The 15,675-nt window shown below is 49.0% G+C and carries 13 protein-coding genes and 1 pseudogene; 7 read left to right on the forward strand and 7 right to left on the reverse strand.

The window, feature by feature from the left end; translation table 11 throughout:
- Window positions 1–26: 26 nt before the first annotated feature.
- Window positions 27–1,738 (reverse strand): annotated as a pseudogene (locus tag LN737_RS18240) (GMC oxidoreductase).
- A gap of 114 nt (window positions 1,739–1,852) precedes the next feature.
- The gene (locus LN737_RS18245) at window positions 1,853–2,347 is read right to left on the reverse strand and encodes a gluconate 2-dehydrogenase subunit 3 family protein (protein ID WP_405520445.1); all 495 of its coding nucleotides are present in this window, start codon (window positions 2,345–2,347) and stop codon (window positions 1,853–1,855) included.
- Window positions 2,348–2,780: 433 nt separating this feature from the next.
- Here LN737_RS18245 and LN737_RS18250 point away from each other — a divergent pair, with 433 nt between their 5' ends.
- The 4 genes from LN737_RS18250 (at window position 2,781) to LN737_RS18265 (ending at window position 7,427) form a co-directional block, all read left to right on the forward strand.
- The gene (locus tag LN737_RS18250; protein ID WP_405511246.1) at window positions 2,781–4,271 is read left to right on the forward strand and encodes a S41 family peptidase; all 1,491 of its coding nucleotides are present in this window, start codon (window positions 2,781–2,783) and stop codon (window positions 4,269–4,271) included.
- Window positions 4,272–4,605: 334 nt separating this feature from the next.
- Window positions 4,606–5,691, forward strand: a complete 1,086-nt coding sequence (locus tag LN737_RS18255; RefSeq protein WP_405511248.1) for a Kelch repeat-containing protein — start codon at window positions 4,606–4,608, stop codon at window positions 5,689–5,691.
- Window positions 5,692–6,054 carry a DUF4907 domain-containing protein gene (locus tag LN737_RS18260; protein WP_405511249.1) on the forward strand — a complete coding sequence of 121 codons (363 nt, stop codon included), beginning with the start codon at window positions 5,692–5,694 and terminating at the stop codon, window positions 6,052–6,054.
- 11 nt (window positions 6,055–6,065) lie between these two features.
- Entirely contained in the window at window positions 6,066–7,427 is a 1,362-nt protein-coding gene (locus LN737_RS18265) for a DUF4270 family protein (protein ID WP_405511251.1), read from the forward strand.
- A gap of 18 nt (window positions 7,428–7,445) precedes the next feature.
- Here LN737_RS18265 and LN737_RS18270 read toward each other — a convergent pair whose 3' ends face one another.
- Window positions 7,446–7,592 carry a hypothetical protein gene (locus tag LN737_RS18270; RefSeq protein WP_405511252.1) on the reverse strand — a complete coding sequence of 49 codons (147 nt, stop codon included), beginning with the start codon at window positions 7,590–7,592 and terminating at the stop codon, window positions 7,446–7,448.
- 212 nt (window positions 7,593–7,804) lie between these two features.
- Here LN737_RS18270 and LN737_RS18275 point away from each other — a divergent pair, with 212 nt between their 5' ends.
- The 3 genes from LN737_RS18275 to LN737_RS18285 all read left to right on the forward strand — a co-directional run bounded on the left by LN737_RS18275 (window position 7,805) and on the right by LN737_RS18285 (window position 11,505).
- Complete coding sequence (locus tag LN737_RS18275) at window positions 7,805–8,065, forward strand: hypothetical protein (protein ID WP_405511254.1); 261 nt, start codon at window positions 7,805–7,807, stop codon at window positions 8,063–8,065.
- Between the two features lie 22 nt (window positions 8,066–8,087).
- Window positions 8,088–8,501, forward strand: coding sequence for a hypothetical protein (locus LN737_RS18280; RefSeq protein WP_405511255.1), 414 nt, complete (start codon window positions 8,088–8,090; stop codon window positions 8,499–8,501).
- Window positions 8,502–9,132: 631 nt separating this feature from the next.
- On the forward strand, window positions 9,133–11,505 hold the full coding sequence (locus LN737_RS18285; RefSeq protein WP_405511256.1) for a gliding motility-associated C-terminal domain-containing protein: 2,373 nt from the start codon (window positions 9,133–9,135) through the stop codon (window positions 11,503–11,505).
- Here LN737_RS18285 and LN737_RS18290 read toward each other — a convergent pair whose 3' ends face one another.
- The 4 genes from LN737_RS18290 to LN737_RS18305 form a co-directional block, all read right to left on the reverse strand.
- Window positions 11,506–12,765, reverse strand: coding sequence for an amidohydrolase family protein (locus LN737_RS18290; protein ID WP_405520447.1), 1,260 nt, complete (start codon window positions 12,763–12,765; stop codon window positions 11,506–11,508).
- Window positions 12,648–13,190 (reverse strand): hypothetical protein, encoded by a 543-nt coding sequence (locus LN737_RS18295; protein WP_405511258.1) that lies wholly within the window; start codon window positions 13,188–13,190, stop codon window positions 12,648–12,650. Before LN737_RS18295 ends, LN737_RS18290 begins: the two co-directional genes overlap by 118 nt.
- Window positions 13,191–13,452: 262 nt before the next feature.
- A complete protein-coding gene (locus LN737_RS18300; RefSeq protein ID WP_405511260.1) occupies window positions 13,453–14,001 on the reverse strand; it encodes a YceI family protein in 549 nt (182 codons plus the stop codon).
- Between the two features lie 123 nt (window positions 14,002–14,124).
- The gene (locus tag LN737_RS18305) at window positions 14,125–15,645 is read right to left on the reverse strand and encodes a M20/M25/M40 family metallo-hydrolase (protein WP_405511261.1); all 1,521 of its coding nucleotides are present in this window, start codon (window positions 15,643–15,645) and stop codon (window positions 14,125–14,127) included.
- Window positions 15,646–15,675 lie beyond the last annotated feature (30 nt).

Below are 15,675 nucleotides of genomic sequence, written 5' to 3' on the forward strand. Positions count from 1 at the left end.
GGTCTTTTGCGGTCAAAACAAGCTGCTTACAGTGTCCCTTTTTTCATTTCTTTGACGGCATAATCGGCAGCACGGGCGGTGAGGGCCATGTATGTCAGGGATGGATTTTGTGTCGACGTAGAGGTCATGCACGCGCCATCGGTAACAAACACGTTTTTGACCGCATGAAGCTGATTCCATTTGTTCAGCATCGACGTTTTGGGGTCTTTACCCATCCGCGCCCCGCCCATTTCGTGAATGTCGAGGCCGGGGTTACGTTTGTCATCGCGAACACGGATGTTTTTAAAGCCTGCTTCCGTAAACATCTCCGTCATCTGCTCCTGGTAATCCTTTACCATTTTGTCGTCGTTGTCGTCATACACAATGGAGATTTTCAACTGTGGAATACCAAATGGATCTTTCTGCGATTTGTCGAGGGCAACGTAGTTCGTTTCTTTCGGAATGGTTTCGCCCATCATGTGGGAGCCTACGTACCAACCGCCCAGCTTTGGATTCAGCAAGTTTTGCTTCAGGTCGGCCCCAATCCCATTCTGATCGGAACGCGACGAACGGCCAGCTGAAAAACCGGCGGCATACCCACGCAGGAAGTCGGTTTCCTGTTTGAATACGTTACGGAACCGGGGAATGTAGGGACTATTCGGCCGACGACCTTCTGTTGTAGAGTCAAGGTTGCCATCGTATTCACCCGAAATACCAGCCCGGTAATTATGAAAGGCTACGTATTTACCCAGTACGCCACTATCGTTGCCCAACCCGTTCGGAAAACGGTGCGAAGTTGAATTCAGAAGCACCAGGTTCGAATTAAGCGCGGCTGCATTGAGGAAAATAATGCGGGCATAAAACTCCTGCATCTGTTTCGTCTTCGCGTCGATTACCCGAACGCCGGTTGCCCGTCCTTTTTCTCATCGTAAATGATCGAATGAACTACGGAATGAGGTCGTAACGTCATTTTGCCCGTTTTGGCCGCCCAAGGTATGGTCGTCGAATTGCTGCTGAAGTAACCACCAAACGGACAGCCTCGCTCACAGATAGTCCGGTGCTGGCACTGCGCCCGCCCCTGATCAAAATGCACCTGTTTGGGCTGGGTCAGGTGGGCAGCCCGACCCATGATCACGTGGCGATCTTTATACTTAGCCGCTATTTTCTGCTGAAAATGCTTCTCCACACAGTTCCATTCGTGGGGCGGTAGAAACTCGCCGTCGGGCAGCGTAGCAATACCGTCTTTATTCCCCGTGATGCCCGCAAATTTTTCGACGTAGCTGTACCAGGGCGCAATGTCGGCGTAGCGGATTGGCCAGTCAACAGCGTACCCATCGCGGGCAGGCCCTTCGTAATCAAAATCGCTCCATCGCTGCGTCTGGCGAGCCCATAGCAATGATTTGCCGCCCACCTGATAGCCCCGAATCCAGTCGAAAGGCTTTTCCTGGATATATGGATGTTCGGCGTCTTTCACAAAAAACTGTTCCGTGCCTTCGTAAAACGCGTAACACTTGCTGACAATGGGATTGGCTTCCCGAACATCCCGATTTAGCTGGTTGCGGTGTTCAAACTCCCACGGCTGCAAATTGGTAGTGGGGTAGTCTGTTACGTGCCGAACATCGCGTCCTCGCTCGAGAACGAGTGTACGGAGACCTTTGCCGGTTAATTCTTTAGCAGCCCAGCCCCCGCTGATGCCAGAGCCAATCACAATAGCATCGTAGGTATTCTGCGCCTGAGCGTCAATATTGAGGTAAGACATAAGAGTAAGTTATCATTGGTCATTTGTGGTTGGTCAGTGGTTGTTAGTCATTGGTCATTTGTACGGATGTCGGCACACTAATGACCAATGGCTAATGACTAATCACCAATGACTTTATTTAGGTTGGGAAACAGGTACGCAGCCGTGGTAGTGGCCGGGAATAAACTGATAATGGGTCAGATTGGTCATGACGTATTCTGACGTCATGTAGCCCCGAATCGTTAGCCCTTTCACCAGCCCATAAAAATCCTTTTGCGCTGAATCCTGCGAAAGCTGCGTCAGCAGAGACGTACGTTGCGCTACGTCGCCTTCCCGGAAGGGTTTACTATAAGCTTTCCGGGCGAAACCATCCAGTGATTCCAGTCCTGACCGAAGCGAATCCTGAGCTTTCTGATCGTAGCAGTCGGCTACCATTTTCTGAATGAACTGATGCACATTCAGGGCTTTGGCACCGGGCGTATCCGTTGCCGGTATAATCGTTTCTGCCATTTCTGCCAGTAAATCCATCTGGCCACGGGAGATAATCTGTTGGGCTGTTCGGGTTGATTCCACCGTCCAGCCGTTGGCCCAGGCTGGCAGACTGATTAAGCCGCCAACGGCTCCAGCCATTGTTTTTAACGCATTACGTCTTTCCACAGGAGTGCTTACTACGGTTCTGTTTATTCTTTCAAAGATACAAAAGAAACGGGTTCAGTTGGGTGAGAACGCCCCTCAAACCGGTGATAAAAATCGGACAAAAAATGCTCGCGCGCGGGTGCATATTTCCGGTAAAATACTATAGGAAAAACCCTAAATTTCGAACGTTCGGGGCGGGCGGGATGTTATTTGTATATGCCGCTAAATGGGTGTATTTCATCTCCAACAACGCCGTAGACCAGCTTCCTGCTATTCTTCGGCCCATTCATCGATTTAAACAGACAATCCATCGGTGAACTTCATTAAACTGCCGTTAAATCATCCAATCGCTTAATCAACTGTGCAACAATTGACTTCCGCTTGTCGTAAAGGCGATAAGTAGGGGATTCAATTACGAAAAAAACACATGAAAAAATACGTTGTGAATAATACGCAAAGAAACTTCATCGACCAGCAGCCGCTTCGTTCCGGGGCAATTAAATGGTTATTTATTGCTGGATTTATTTTCTCCTTATCGGCCTGTAAAAAGTCGACGGACGACGTAACACCACAAACCAGCACGGGTACTTCAACGGCTGAGAATCAGACGGTGAACGACTGGATTCTGGAGAACATGCAGCAGCTGTATTACTGGAACGACAAGATTCCGGCTAACCCTGATAAGACGCTGACGCCCGACAAATTCTTCGATTCGATTCTTAACAAATACGATGCAACCACGAATCCAACCGGGGACCGTTTCTCCTGGATTGAAGATGCTGCTACGTTGACGGCCGGACTCAGTGGCCAGAGCGTAACGACGGGGATGGAATATAACTTATATCTGCGTGCATCAGGCTCGACGGATGTAATTGCGCAGGTTCTTTACGTACTGCCGAATTCGCCGGCTCAACTGGCGGGTGTTAAACGCGGGGATATTATTTCGAAAGTGAATGGGCAGACGCTCAACACGACTAATTATGCCGATCTGCTGTATTCGGGCGGAACATCCTTTACGTTTGGCCTGGCAGCCGTGAGTGGTACGTCATTGGTTGATACGGATAAAACGATCAGCGTTACGGCAACGACCATTCAGGAAAATCCGGTGTTTCTGGATTCGGTTTATACCGTTGGCAGTAAAAAAGTGGGCTATCTGGTGTATAATCAGTTTGTACCGGGCGCCAATGGCAGCAATGCTGGTGAGTATGATGCGCAGGTCGATGCCGTGTTCAGCAACTTTAAAGCGCAGGGCGTCAATGAGCTGGTGCTGGATTTGCGGTACAATCCGGGTGGATACACATCGTCGTCGGCCAACCTGGCCAGCCTGATCGGTAAAGGGATCAGTTCCAGCAAATTATATTTCCGGGAAGAATGGAACAGCACCATCACACCAGAGTTACAGAAGGAGTACGGATCAAGCTTTTTTATTCAGAATTTCCTGGATAAATCACAGAACATCGGTACAAACCTCTCGCGGGTTATTGTCCTGACAACAGACCATACCGCTTCAGCCAGCGAGCTGATCATCAATGGCTTACGCCCCTATATGACTGTAACGACAATAGGCACTACCACCTACGGCAAAAATGTCGGCTCGATTACGATTACGGACGACTCCGGCAAAATCACCTGGGGTATGCAGCCTATCGTGTTCAAATCGTTCAACAACGCCGGGCAGTCGGATTACTCCACTGGATTTACGCCGAACATTGAAGTTGACGAGCCACTCAACCTGCTGCCATTGGGCGATACAAAGGAAGCCTTACTGAGCGAAGCGCTTAATCAGATTGCAGGCGGTACCACCAATACGCGCCGGTCGTCAGTAACCGGGAATACGTTACCAGTACTGGGCTCATCCATCCAGCGTAAACTGGGTGGTCACGCCATGATTCGACAGCTTAAAACGCTGAAATTGTAAGCATTAAAATTTCAATAGCATTCCAACGACTACGGCATGAAGAGGGTCTTTATGCTGTAGTCGTTTACGTTTAGCCGCAAAGTTTTACGAATAAACGCATAATTAAGAATTTTTATGAAACCCCTACGTTGGTAAGTAACAGGTGTTTGGCGTAATTTTGCCAGACGAATTTGTTTGATTGATCACCCTGTCGCAACGACCAATGCCAATTGTAAGGCTTTTTCTAATGACTTCGTTGTAGGCTCGCCCATCCTCGTTGGGAGGGCAATACTATCGTTCTTAACTCAATTTACTATACCTTTACGTTTCAGTTCGTTCGTATACGCTCTTTTTCATGATTCATTTACCATTTCGATTTCGTTCGGCAAAACACGCACAGCCGAAATCCGTAGCTTCTGAGGTTTCTCTCTCTTCCGCTTCTGCACATAACGCAAAACAGCAACGTGTAAACTGGGCGCTGGCGCTCATCGGCCTTGGCTGGAGCGGTTTACTGATTGGCTGCGGTGGTTCTTCAACCGTATCAACGCTTGGCAACTGGACCGTTAGGTCAGAGTTTGAGGGTGTAGCCCGTTCGGGTGCCTCCAGTTTCGTGATCAACAATATCGCGTACATGGGTACGGGGCTCGACAATAAAAGTCAGCTGTTACAGGATTTCTGGGCGTATGATCCGGCCAAGAATGCCTGGACGCAAAAAGCTAATTTTGGCGGTGCAGCCCGTAGCCTGGGTGTTGGCTTTGCCGTTGGCAATAAAGGCTATATCGGCACCGGCAGCGATATCAACAGTGAGAAACTGAAGGATTTCTGGGAATACGATGCCACAGCCAATACCTGGAAAAAGGTTGCTGATTTTGGTGGATCGGCTCGTACTGGTGCTCTGGCATTTGCCATCAACAATAAAGGCTACGTGGGTACTGGCAACGACGGTAACTACCTGAAAGATATGTGGGCTTTTGATCCGGCCACAAATGCCTGGACCAAAGTAGCAAGTTACGGTGGTGCCAAACGGGAAGGTGGTGTAGCGTTTGTGATTAACAACATGGCTTATGCGGGTACCGGCAACAATAATGCAACTGCTCAGAAAGACTGGTACGTGTATGATCCTGCTACGGATGTGTGGACGCAAAAGCTGGACTTTACGACCGATCAGGCCGGAATTGCCCGGAGCTACGGCGTTGGCTTTGCCATCAATGGAAAAGGATATGTTACGCTGGGTACAGGAACAAACTCTACGACCGTATGGCAGTATGACCCGACAACCGATCTTTGGGCTACGACAGGCACGTTTGAAGGAGCTTCCCGTAACTATGCCATTGGCTTTGCTATTGGGAATAAAGGTTATGTGACAACCGGTAGCAACGGCTCAGCGCGGTATGATGATCTGTGGGATTTTGATCCAACCGTTGAGCAGGTTATCGAATAGATGGCGGTCACGATGGGTGGTATTCGGCCAAGATCGCGGGTACATCAGATTCGACTGGTATTGGTTCTCATACTGGTTGGCTTAGCTGTTTTGACAACGTATCAGGTATACCGCAGTAATCAATCTCCATATAAGGTTCAGGTGTTTGCAACCTCAACGGGTTGGGGATACAAGATTCTGAACAACGAAAAAGTATTTATTCATCAGCCAACCATACCCGGTCAGTCCGGTATGGTTGGTTTTGCCAGCCAGGAACAGGCCCGCCGGGTCGGGGAATGGGTGGCTGATAAGTTGCACGAGACAAACGCTCTGCCAACACTAACAAGTGACGAACTACGCCAGTTAGGCGTAAAAATTCCCTGAATTCTTTGCTTATGCGTACTTTATGGTACGCCGGTTTGCTACTGCTAACCGGTATTGTGCTGGCCGCCTGCCAATCGGGCGACCAAACCGTGGGGCAGTCGATTATTAATCCACTGGAGCTGGTGGTTCAAACCGTCGATACGGTGACCATTCGTACCTCCACTGTGCTTAAGGTCGACTCATTTGCTACGTCGGCAGATAATGATATCCTGGTTGGGCGCTGGAAAGATGCACAAACGGGGCTTATGACCAGTAAAGCGTTTGCTGCCCTCGATTATGCCGCCAACTCGTTTTCATCCCAAACGAACCTGCGCCTGGACTCGCTGGTGCTGGAGATGAACTATTCCTTTGTGTATGGCGATACGACGTCGCTGTTCGACATGAGTGTGCATCAGCTGAAAAAGCCGCTTGTTGCTCAGGTATATTACAATGGTAATTCTGTCGATTACGAAACGACTCCGTTGCTCCGGAAAGTTGTTCAACCCCGGCCAAACAGTCGTGGCAAACAAATTCGGTTTCGTATGCCCGACGCACTGGCGCAAACGTTGTTTGCGCGTTTGCTGAATGGGCAAATTAGCGATTATGTGTCACTGGGAAGACTTTTACCGGGTTTTGCGTTCGTTAATAATTCCACAAACAACACGCTGGCCGGTTTTTCGGCGGCAGCCACGGGTAGTGGAATACGGCTTTTTTACCATACCATCGACGACCCACAGACTTCCTTAAATCTGCTGTTTCCGATCACATCACTGCATTTTAGTCAGTTGTTAAATGATCGGACCGGTACACCATTAAGCGCCCTGAAAACTCGCTCTGATGCGGTGAATAGTCGGCTTACCGACAATATGTCGTATGTGGTACCGGGTGCTTTTTTACAGACGCGGATTGAATTTCCTTACCTGGGGCAGTTTGCCGCTCCGAACGGGTTTGCCGATCTTAACAAAGCGTTACTGGTTATTGGACCCGTTCGGCGCAACTTACTGGATAACGCACCGCCCCCTGGCGCATCGTTTGGTACAACGGCACCTTCTCCCTTGCTGCTTTTCCAAACCAACAGCCAGAATGCTGCTATTGCCGTTGTTCCGGAAGGCGTGAACGGGGTTCTGCAATCAAATGCCTCCTCTGCCTCAGCGTATTATGCCTATGATCCGACGGCGCAGATTTTTTCTGATTCATACACGTTCGATCTAACGTATTACATCAGCCAGATTATCAAGCGTAAGGCCTCCAACGAACCATTATTGCTTACGGTACTTTCGCCAAGCACAGGTCTGATGAAAGCCCTGTCGCAGCGGGTTGCCCTGGGAAATGCATATCGTACAAACGATGAAATGAAATTGCAGCTGTACATTACGTCTGGAACCCAACGATAGCTCGCCATTAACTATCCGTTAGAAGCCGAATTGATACGTCAGTTCGGCTTTTTCTTTTGTATACCTGTATCTGCTCACCAAATTCAATTCATACCGGCTGTAGTACGTAATAGTCAATACGTCGCGGCTGGTGATAAACCCGGCAATACGTCGCCACAAATCCATTCTGACGAGCGTATGGGTAAATAACGGGTTAGTGAGCGTTAGTGGCCGTTTTTTTGCCTGGAAAGCCTGCCTAACCTGCTATTTATGCATTTCCAGGCCGAATATCTGACCGTAGTGGCTGTTAAAATACCTTAAAACGAATCCAGTGGATGAAACAGATGTACGTTACTCTTTTACCCGGGAAACAGCGGCCAAACTGAATGTGTCCAGTAATGAAACGTACCATCAAGTCCACCAACGCAAGTCAGCCCGATATCTCAACCATTCCCCCTTTACAGGTACTACTCTCCCGATCTGAAGATGACTTTTATGGTAGCCTGCAGCGAATATGGAACAACGTAGTGGTGCTGGAGGATATGGGAATTATCAAGCAGGAAAACGACAAGTTTATGTATGCATATCGTTTTGCGGAACTTGAATTGCAACGTGCATTTGCGTCCGCAAATGAAGCCATAAACCTGCCAACGCACTGACCTCCGACTTCACCATCTGGTAATGAAAACATACCAAAATGAATACGTACAGGTTCAGGTTGATTGCAGTGTACATCTGCTTCAACAACGATGGACGGGTATACCCGATAGCGAAAATTTTCGGGATGCGTCACTGGCTATTCTGGCCTTGGCGAAGCGCCATCAGGTGATGCGATGGGAAATTGACATTCAGCAGTTACGGCTTTTCAACCCAATGGACCTGCACTGGTTTATCGAACACTGGCTGCCGCAGTCAAACTCTGGGCTACTACAGAAAGCCAAGATTGCGATTATTCTCAAAGACACAAATCAGTTTAGTAAACTCGGCACTGATATGCTGATCAGAGCGTCGATGGCAGTAAACCCTAACTTGTCCTGTCGTTATTTTCTGGCCGGTGAAGACTCGGACGATTGGCTCAGAAGTAGTTTTAAATGAGTTCCGTCTGGCAGAAACAATCAGCTGTCAGACGGACTGTCAGATAGCCCTAGAAAGGATCCTGAGGAAGCCTAAGATTAACTAAGTCCTTCCGGCAATTGGTGCAACGTTTGTTGGGAGCTCAACGTATTGACGAATAATTCCAACGACGTGTCTGGGCAAGTTTGAATTTGAACAGAAAAAAGTCGAATGAGGATGAGGAGGGTTATTATTTTCAACCCAAACATTGCTTTTAGCGTGAGGTTTCATTCAATCAGAAACTACTAAACGTTTTAAAAATGGCCGGTCGCAATCTATGCCCAAATCAATTTGAGGATACAGAAAGAATCGTTGCTGGCAAGCCTTATTTTCGTAATAAAAGTAGAACTATCGCATAATCTTATTTCTCGGTTTACACCCTTTGCCTGAGCAAGCCTGTTTTGTCAACGAAACAATGCGTTCGGTTAGGTACAGTACAAAGCGGGGAACAGTTGAATGACGGAGCGGGCAACCGCGATCCGCCACAGTTTTGATGTATTCGCATGTACGGATACACCTATGGTTACAAGACGAACCGTCTGGTTCTGGGTGCTACGTATACAAGTAAAGTAGGTTTCTGGAAGAATAGTATTATTACGTCTATTGTCTGCTTATGCGAATTTTTACGTTTCGGGTATTACTTACGTTTCTTGTAATTGGACTACCTGGGTACGTACTGGCTACTCACCAGGTAGGCGGGCATCTGGAAATGCAGGCCATTGGCGATGTGCCCGGCCACTACCATATTGTTGTTATCAACTACCTGGAAGACGGCACCCGTGGGGCAGCCATGCAGGCTACTACGGGGTCAATCGGAATATTCCGGGTTCGCGACAACGTGCTCATGACGGCTTTTACGGTAAACCAGACTGGTGCCCGACAGCCGGTGGTTTATGCCAATGAATTTTGTGCCGAACAGCGAAATCTACATTTCATTGTTTTGACGTATGAGGCTGATATTCAGCTAACCCCGGGTACGTACAACGATGCGCAGGGCTACTACATGTCGTATCAGACCCGTAACCGGAACGCGGGTATCAACAATATCAGCAATCCTGACCAAACGGGTTTTACGTTCTACCTGCAATTTCCGGCACTGCAGCAGAATGGTCAGAATATCTCGTATTCATCCCCCCATTTCGGGCCTATCAACGGTGAATACGTCTGCCTGGGTGATCCGTTTACGTTTGCTTTTGGTGGTACGGATGTCGATGGAGATGAACTGCGGTATTCGATGGTGACACCTCTGGATCAGAAAGGTACCGGCCGGACAACGGGCGTTTCAGCTGGACCCTATCCGGATGTAAACTGGCTTTCCGGTTTCAGTGCTACCAGTTCCATTCCAGGCAGTCCGTCGCTGAGTGTGAATGCCCAGACAGGTAAATTATCCGTAACCGCTACCCAACTGGGTCTGTTTGTCTTTGCCGTAAAGGTTGAAGAGTACAGGAACGGGGTGAAAATTGGCGAAACCCGACGTGATTTTCAATTTCTGGTTGTTGAATGTCCACCTCAAACAACACCAGCCCCCACCGTTGAGGTGATGAATCGGCCCAAGAAAAAAACGACGACTATCTGCCAGGGAGACCAGGCCATTCTAAAGGCAACAGTGAACAACGATTGGAACTACCAGTGGCGTCGGGATGGCATCAACCTGACGGGTGCTACCGCTTCAACGCTGGTCGTTGGCGATGCGGGTGCTTATACTGTGGTGGTTTCACCGAAAGCGACCTGTAGTAAAGCCGGTACGTCTGATACGTTGACTATTCTTGTGATCGGGAAGAAATCGAGCCTGACAAGTACGGGTCATTTATGTGCACAAACGGGTACGGTAACGTTACGGGCTTCGGCAGATACTGGCGTTACGTACAAATGGTATCGGAATAGCCAGGTGTTGTCGGGTTCAGTAGCCGATTCATTAAAAACGGAGCAGGCGGGTAAATACTGGTCGGTTCTGACGTATACATCTGTCGGGTGCACCGTTACAACCGACACCGCTTCGCTGGTACGTTCGGCCGCTGTGCAGGCAACCATTGTGTCGTCAACGGGTCAGAATCGAATCTGTCCGCAGGATTCGCTAATGCTACAGGGGAGTGGCGGGATTCGGTACGTCTGGCAAAAAGATGGGCAGGTTGTAACGGGTAGCGATGGGTCGCAATATCGGGCTGGTAAGGCAGGTAGCTACGTCATAACGGCCATAGATGCAGATGGATGTGAGGGTGTATCGGTACCATTGGTTATTATTCAATTGACAGCACCAACGGTAACGCTCGATTCCATTCTGGCGGTTTGTGGTCCTGACTGGCCCGTTACGACGCTGAAGGGTAGCCCACCAGGTGGCGATTATGCAGGCACGGGCGTGATCGATGGGGGATTCAGTCCGAAATCGGCCGGGATTGGCGACCATGCTGTGACCTATACCGTCAAAGCTGCTCCTGAATGCGCCGGTACGGTAGCAACGCGCATGGCGGTTGTGGCTCCCATTCCCACCATTCAGCTGCCCGAGTCTATGACCACGTACAAAGGCAATACCTTTACGATGGACCCGGTTTATTCCGGCAATCCTAACCAGTTTCAATGGACTTCGGGGCAATATCTCGATAACCCTACGTTGGCCAATCCCATGGTTACGGCCATTGAAAATGATATTACGTATACCATCGACGTGAAGAATAGCTCGGGCTGTGAAGCAAAAGACACTATTCGTATTACGGTGTATGCCGGTGTATGGGTGCCTGATGCGTTTTCGCCTAATGGAGATGGACAGAATGATGTGTGGGATTTGCCGGGTATTGAAGCCTTCCCTGATGCTATCGTAACGGTTTTTAACCGGTGGGGCGAAATCATCTACTCATCCGATAAAGGGTATCCGCATCCATTTGATGGTACGTTGAATGGTACGTCGCTGCCGGGGGGCATGTATGCTTACACGGTTCGAACGGCACCGTCCAGACCCGTAATACGGGGGAGGCTGATGCTGATTCGGTGACTATTTTTTCTTACCAGGCCCCCAGATGGGTTGCCCCGGAAAAACGCCGGTATGTTCCCCATCTTTCAGAACGATTTTGCCGTTGACTACTACGTACTGAACGCCCACGGCGTATTGAAATGGATCAGCAAACGTAGCTTTATCCGCAATGGTATTGGGGTCAAACACAACGACATCGGCAAAATAACCAGGGCGTAACAGGCCTCGATTAGGGAGCTTGTGATTAGCTGCGGGCAGACTCGTTAACCGACGAATGGCTTCTGTCAGTGACATAACCTGCTCTTCGCGAACGTATTTGCCAAGCAGGCGGGCGAAGTTTCCGAAGGTACGGGGATGCACGATGCCCACTTCTTTACGATCAACGGAAAGAGAACCCGCATCGGAGCCAAACGATACCCAAGGCTGGCTGATGCCTTTTTTGACGTTCTCTTCCGACATTAGGAAATACGTCGTTTCGACCCGGCTTTTGTCGGCTACGATCAGGTCCATAACGGTCTCGATTGGGTCTCTATTCCAGATGGCTGCTATCTGACCAAGCGTTTTGCCATTGTATTTTTTAAGCGAATCGACCTCAAACGCTGTCAGCAGAATATTATCGGTAGAACCCGCTAACTGAAACATATTCTCCCAGTCGTTACTTTTTTGCTGAACCTCGGCCTTTAGCTTTAGTCGGGTGGCGGGGTCCTGCAGCCGTTTCCAGCCCGCCATAAAACCGCCATTGAACAGATACGGTGGCAGGCATGACGTCAATCCGGTAGCTCCGGCAGTGTAGGTGTACATGTTGGCCGTAACGTCCTGACCATTTTGACGGGCTTTCGTAATCAAATCAATAGCTGACTGCATTTTTGGCCAATTTCGCTGGCCCGATGCTTTAAAATGGTAAAGCTCAACCGGTACGTTGGCATTATGCCCAATGTTGATCAACTCATGAACACCTTCTTCAAGCCGGTCGCCCTCACTACGTATGTGTGCGATATACCGACCGCCATATTTCCCGGCTTCGCGGCAAAGGGCTGTCAATTCATCGGTATCCGCAAACGAATTTGGCGGGTAAATTAAGGCGGTTGTTATACCCAGTGCACCCCCTTCCATTTCTTTGCGAACAATTGCCCGCATCTGGTCGAGCTGCGCCGGCGTTGGTTTTACGTTCTCTTCTCCGAGAATGCTTTGGCGAACCTGAGCCGCGCCAAGATACGTAGCGATGTTGGGGGTAATTCCTTTTTCTGTAGGGTGATCAGAAATTCCGATAGCGTTGTCCAGGTGCAGGTTTGATTGTACGGTTTCAGAAACAGATTAATCTGTTGTCGCATTTCGTTGGTCATAACCGGACCCCAGGAATCTTCACCAAACACTTCGGTGGTGATGCCCTGTTTAAGATCGCTCATCGAATGACCGTCGCGCAGAAGTTCCGGTCCGGTATGCGACAGAACATTGATAAATCCGGGGGCTACCGCTTTGCCCTTTGCATCAATTACGGTAGAGGCTGTTGCATGGGTGAGTTTCCCAACCGCTACAACCCGCTCCGCCCTAATACCCACATCACCGGGTTGGGACGGCTTGCCAGAGCCATCATAAATCAGCCCATTGCGAATGAGAATATCAAATCGATTGGACTGGTTTCTGGGCGATTGTGCAACCAACTGGCACGTAATAACGGTGAAGAAGAGGAGAAGTATCGACTTCATAAGCTGGGGTTTGTGATCACAAGATATGACTTGCGGAAGAAAACACCTGACAGCCGATCCTCGGTAACGTACTTTATTAGGTAAACGCAATTGTTTCCTCTATAAAACACAAATTCCATTACAGATCGACTAGTCGATCTGTAATGGAATAAGCACTCAATGAAGATGTTTAACCTTTTAACCGGCAATTGCTACGTCCTTGCATTGACAGGCCAGTGCGATTAAACACCTTCTGTATATAAAATCAGGTTGATCCGTTTTCTTAAGCCTGTTTCGTCACCTGAATGTTCATAACCAGTTTAACGTCGTCGCTAACAACAACGCCACCGGCTTCGGTAACACCGTCCCACACTAAACCGAATTCTTTGCGCTTCAGTGTACCGGTAAGTTCAAAACCAGCTTTTGTCTGACCGTAGAAATCCTGCATCTGTCCGCCATATTCAACTTTCAGCGTAACAGGCTTGGTTACGCCATGCATGGTCAGATCGCCCACAACATTGTAGGTATCGTCACCCGTTTTGGTCACGCTTGTGGACGAAAAGGTCAGTTTCGGAAATTTCTCGACATCAAAGAAGTCCGCTGATTTCAGGTGGCCATCGCGTTGCTCGTTACCCGTGCTAATGCTGGCTACATCGGCTGAGAAGCTGATTTTAGCATCCGTGAAATCATCGCCGTGAGTTTCCAGCTGACCTTCATACTGGCTAAATAAGCCGGTCACGGTCGAAACCATCAGGTGTTTTACTTTGAATTGAACTTCAGAGTGGGTAGGGTCAATGGCCCAGGTTGTGGCGGTGGCTGTTTCAGTTGCCATAGTTGTAAATTTTTTCGTGTTGAAGTATTTGATGTATATACATTTAATTTTTAAAAAATGTTTCCGGAATTCTAAAAAACTTATAAAATCCGTTGCGTACTGTGCGTATGCCCTGATAATGAGTTATTTAATAAGCATAATAGCTGCCATGATTTCGATGCCTTCCCAAAGGTATTGCACCTTTACATTCTCATTTTCAGCATGCTGGTTGTTGTCGTAGTTAACGACGGGGACCGATACTACGTTTGCCTTGAGCGTTTTTTCGAACAAATACAGAGGTAAGCTGCCTCCCGACGATGGCGACAGCATAATGGGGTCGGGGCTGGTGGTCTGAACTGCCGCTATTACGTTCTGTGCAATGGGTAGATCCATAGGCGTCCGTTGCGCATTATAGCCATGACCTTCCGTAATTTTTATCAGTTTCGGGTATTGCAGCCGTTCTACATCGGTAGGCTCATGGTCGATAATCTGATAGCCTTGTGCGCTGATGTGATCTGTTACGCGCTTCATCTGCCGCGTTACGTCGTTGCCGCGAACGAGCCGTAAATCCAGCACGGCTTCGGCTTTAGCCGGAATTATGTTTCCAGCCATGGCACCGACATTCGCACTTTGTATGCCATTGATATTCAGTGTAGGGCGCATTAGTAGCTCCGGAAATGGAACGCCTTTGCCGTCTGGTTTAGCAATGCCCAACTCCTGTTTCAGGGCCGCTTCCATGTTCGGCAGATTAGCGAGAGCCTGTTTTTCGCTGGCCGTCAGGGGCACTACGTCGTCATAAAATCCCTTGATCAGCACCTGATCATTGTCGTCTTTCATGCTGGCTAATAATTTCACCAGTCGCATGGCCGGATTAGGAGCCCAGTTGCCGTAGTTTCCGCTGTGCAAAGGGCGTTTTGGGCCATAAACCGTCAGGTACATGTTGGCATCACCCCGAACCCCAAACTGAACCACCCGTTTTCCGGATACGTGACGCGGTCCGTCGGCAATGATCCAGATGTCGCTGGTCAGTTTATCCCGGTGTTTGGCGAAAATCTCACCCAGATGGATGGAGCCAGCTTCTTCTTCGCCTTCAAAGAAAAATTTAAGATTGGCAGTTGGGGTGATTTTGCTTTTAACCAATGCGTCGTAGGCATTCAGAATGGTCATTACCCCGGCCTTATCGTCGGCACTTCCGCGGCCCGTAAGCCGCCAATTGGGGTCAATGGGGTCGCCGGATTTATACGTTGATACAACTTTCCCGCCCTGTTCAATTGGTGCAGTGATGAAAACCGGCGCAAAAGGTTGTAAACCTTCGGCCCACTGTTTGGGATTCACGGGCTGACCGTCGTAGTGGGCGTAAAAGACAATCGTTTTTTTTGCACCCGGTACGTTAACCTCACCAAACACAGCAGGGTTTGTGCCGGGCGTCGAACCATCAAGCAAGGTGGTTTGTATACCCCGCTTTTGCATCATCTGCTGGATGAAGGCCGTATTCTTACGAATGTTGGCGGAATCACTCGCTACGTTGGGAATAGATAAAAACTGCCGGTATTCATCAATTAATACCGTTTCGTTGGCTTTTCGATACTGTTGGATACGTTGCTGAATGGATTGGGCGTCTGCGGCAAAAGCCGAGAGCATGGCAAAAACAAGAAGTCGTTTCATGGAGCAATTGGATGAAGTATAAGATGGTTT

It is taken from the genome of Spirosoma sp. KNUC1025, from assembly GCF_045160025.1.
Classification (GTDB): Bacteria; Bacteroidota; Bacteroidia; order Cytophagales; family Spirosomataceae; genus Spirosoma.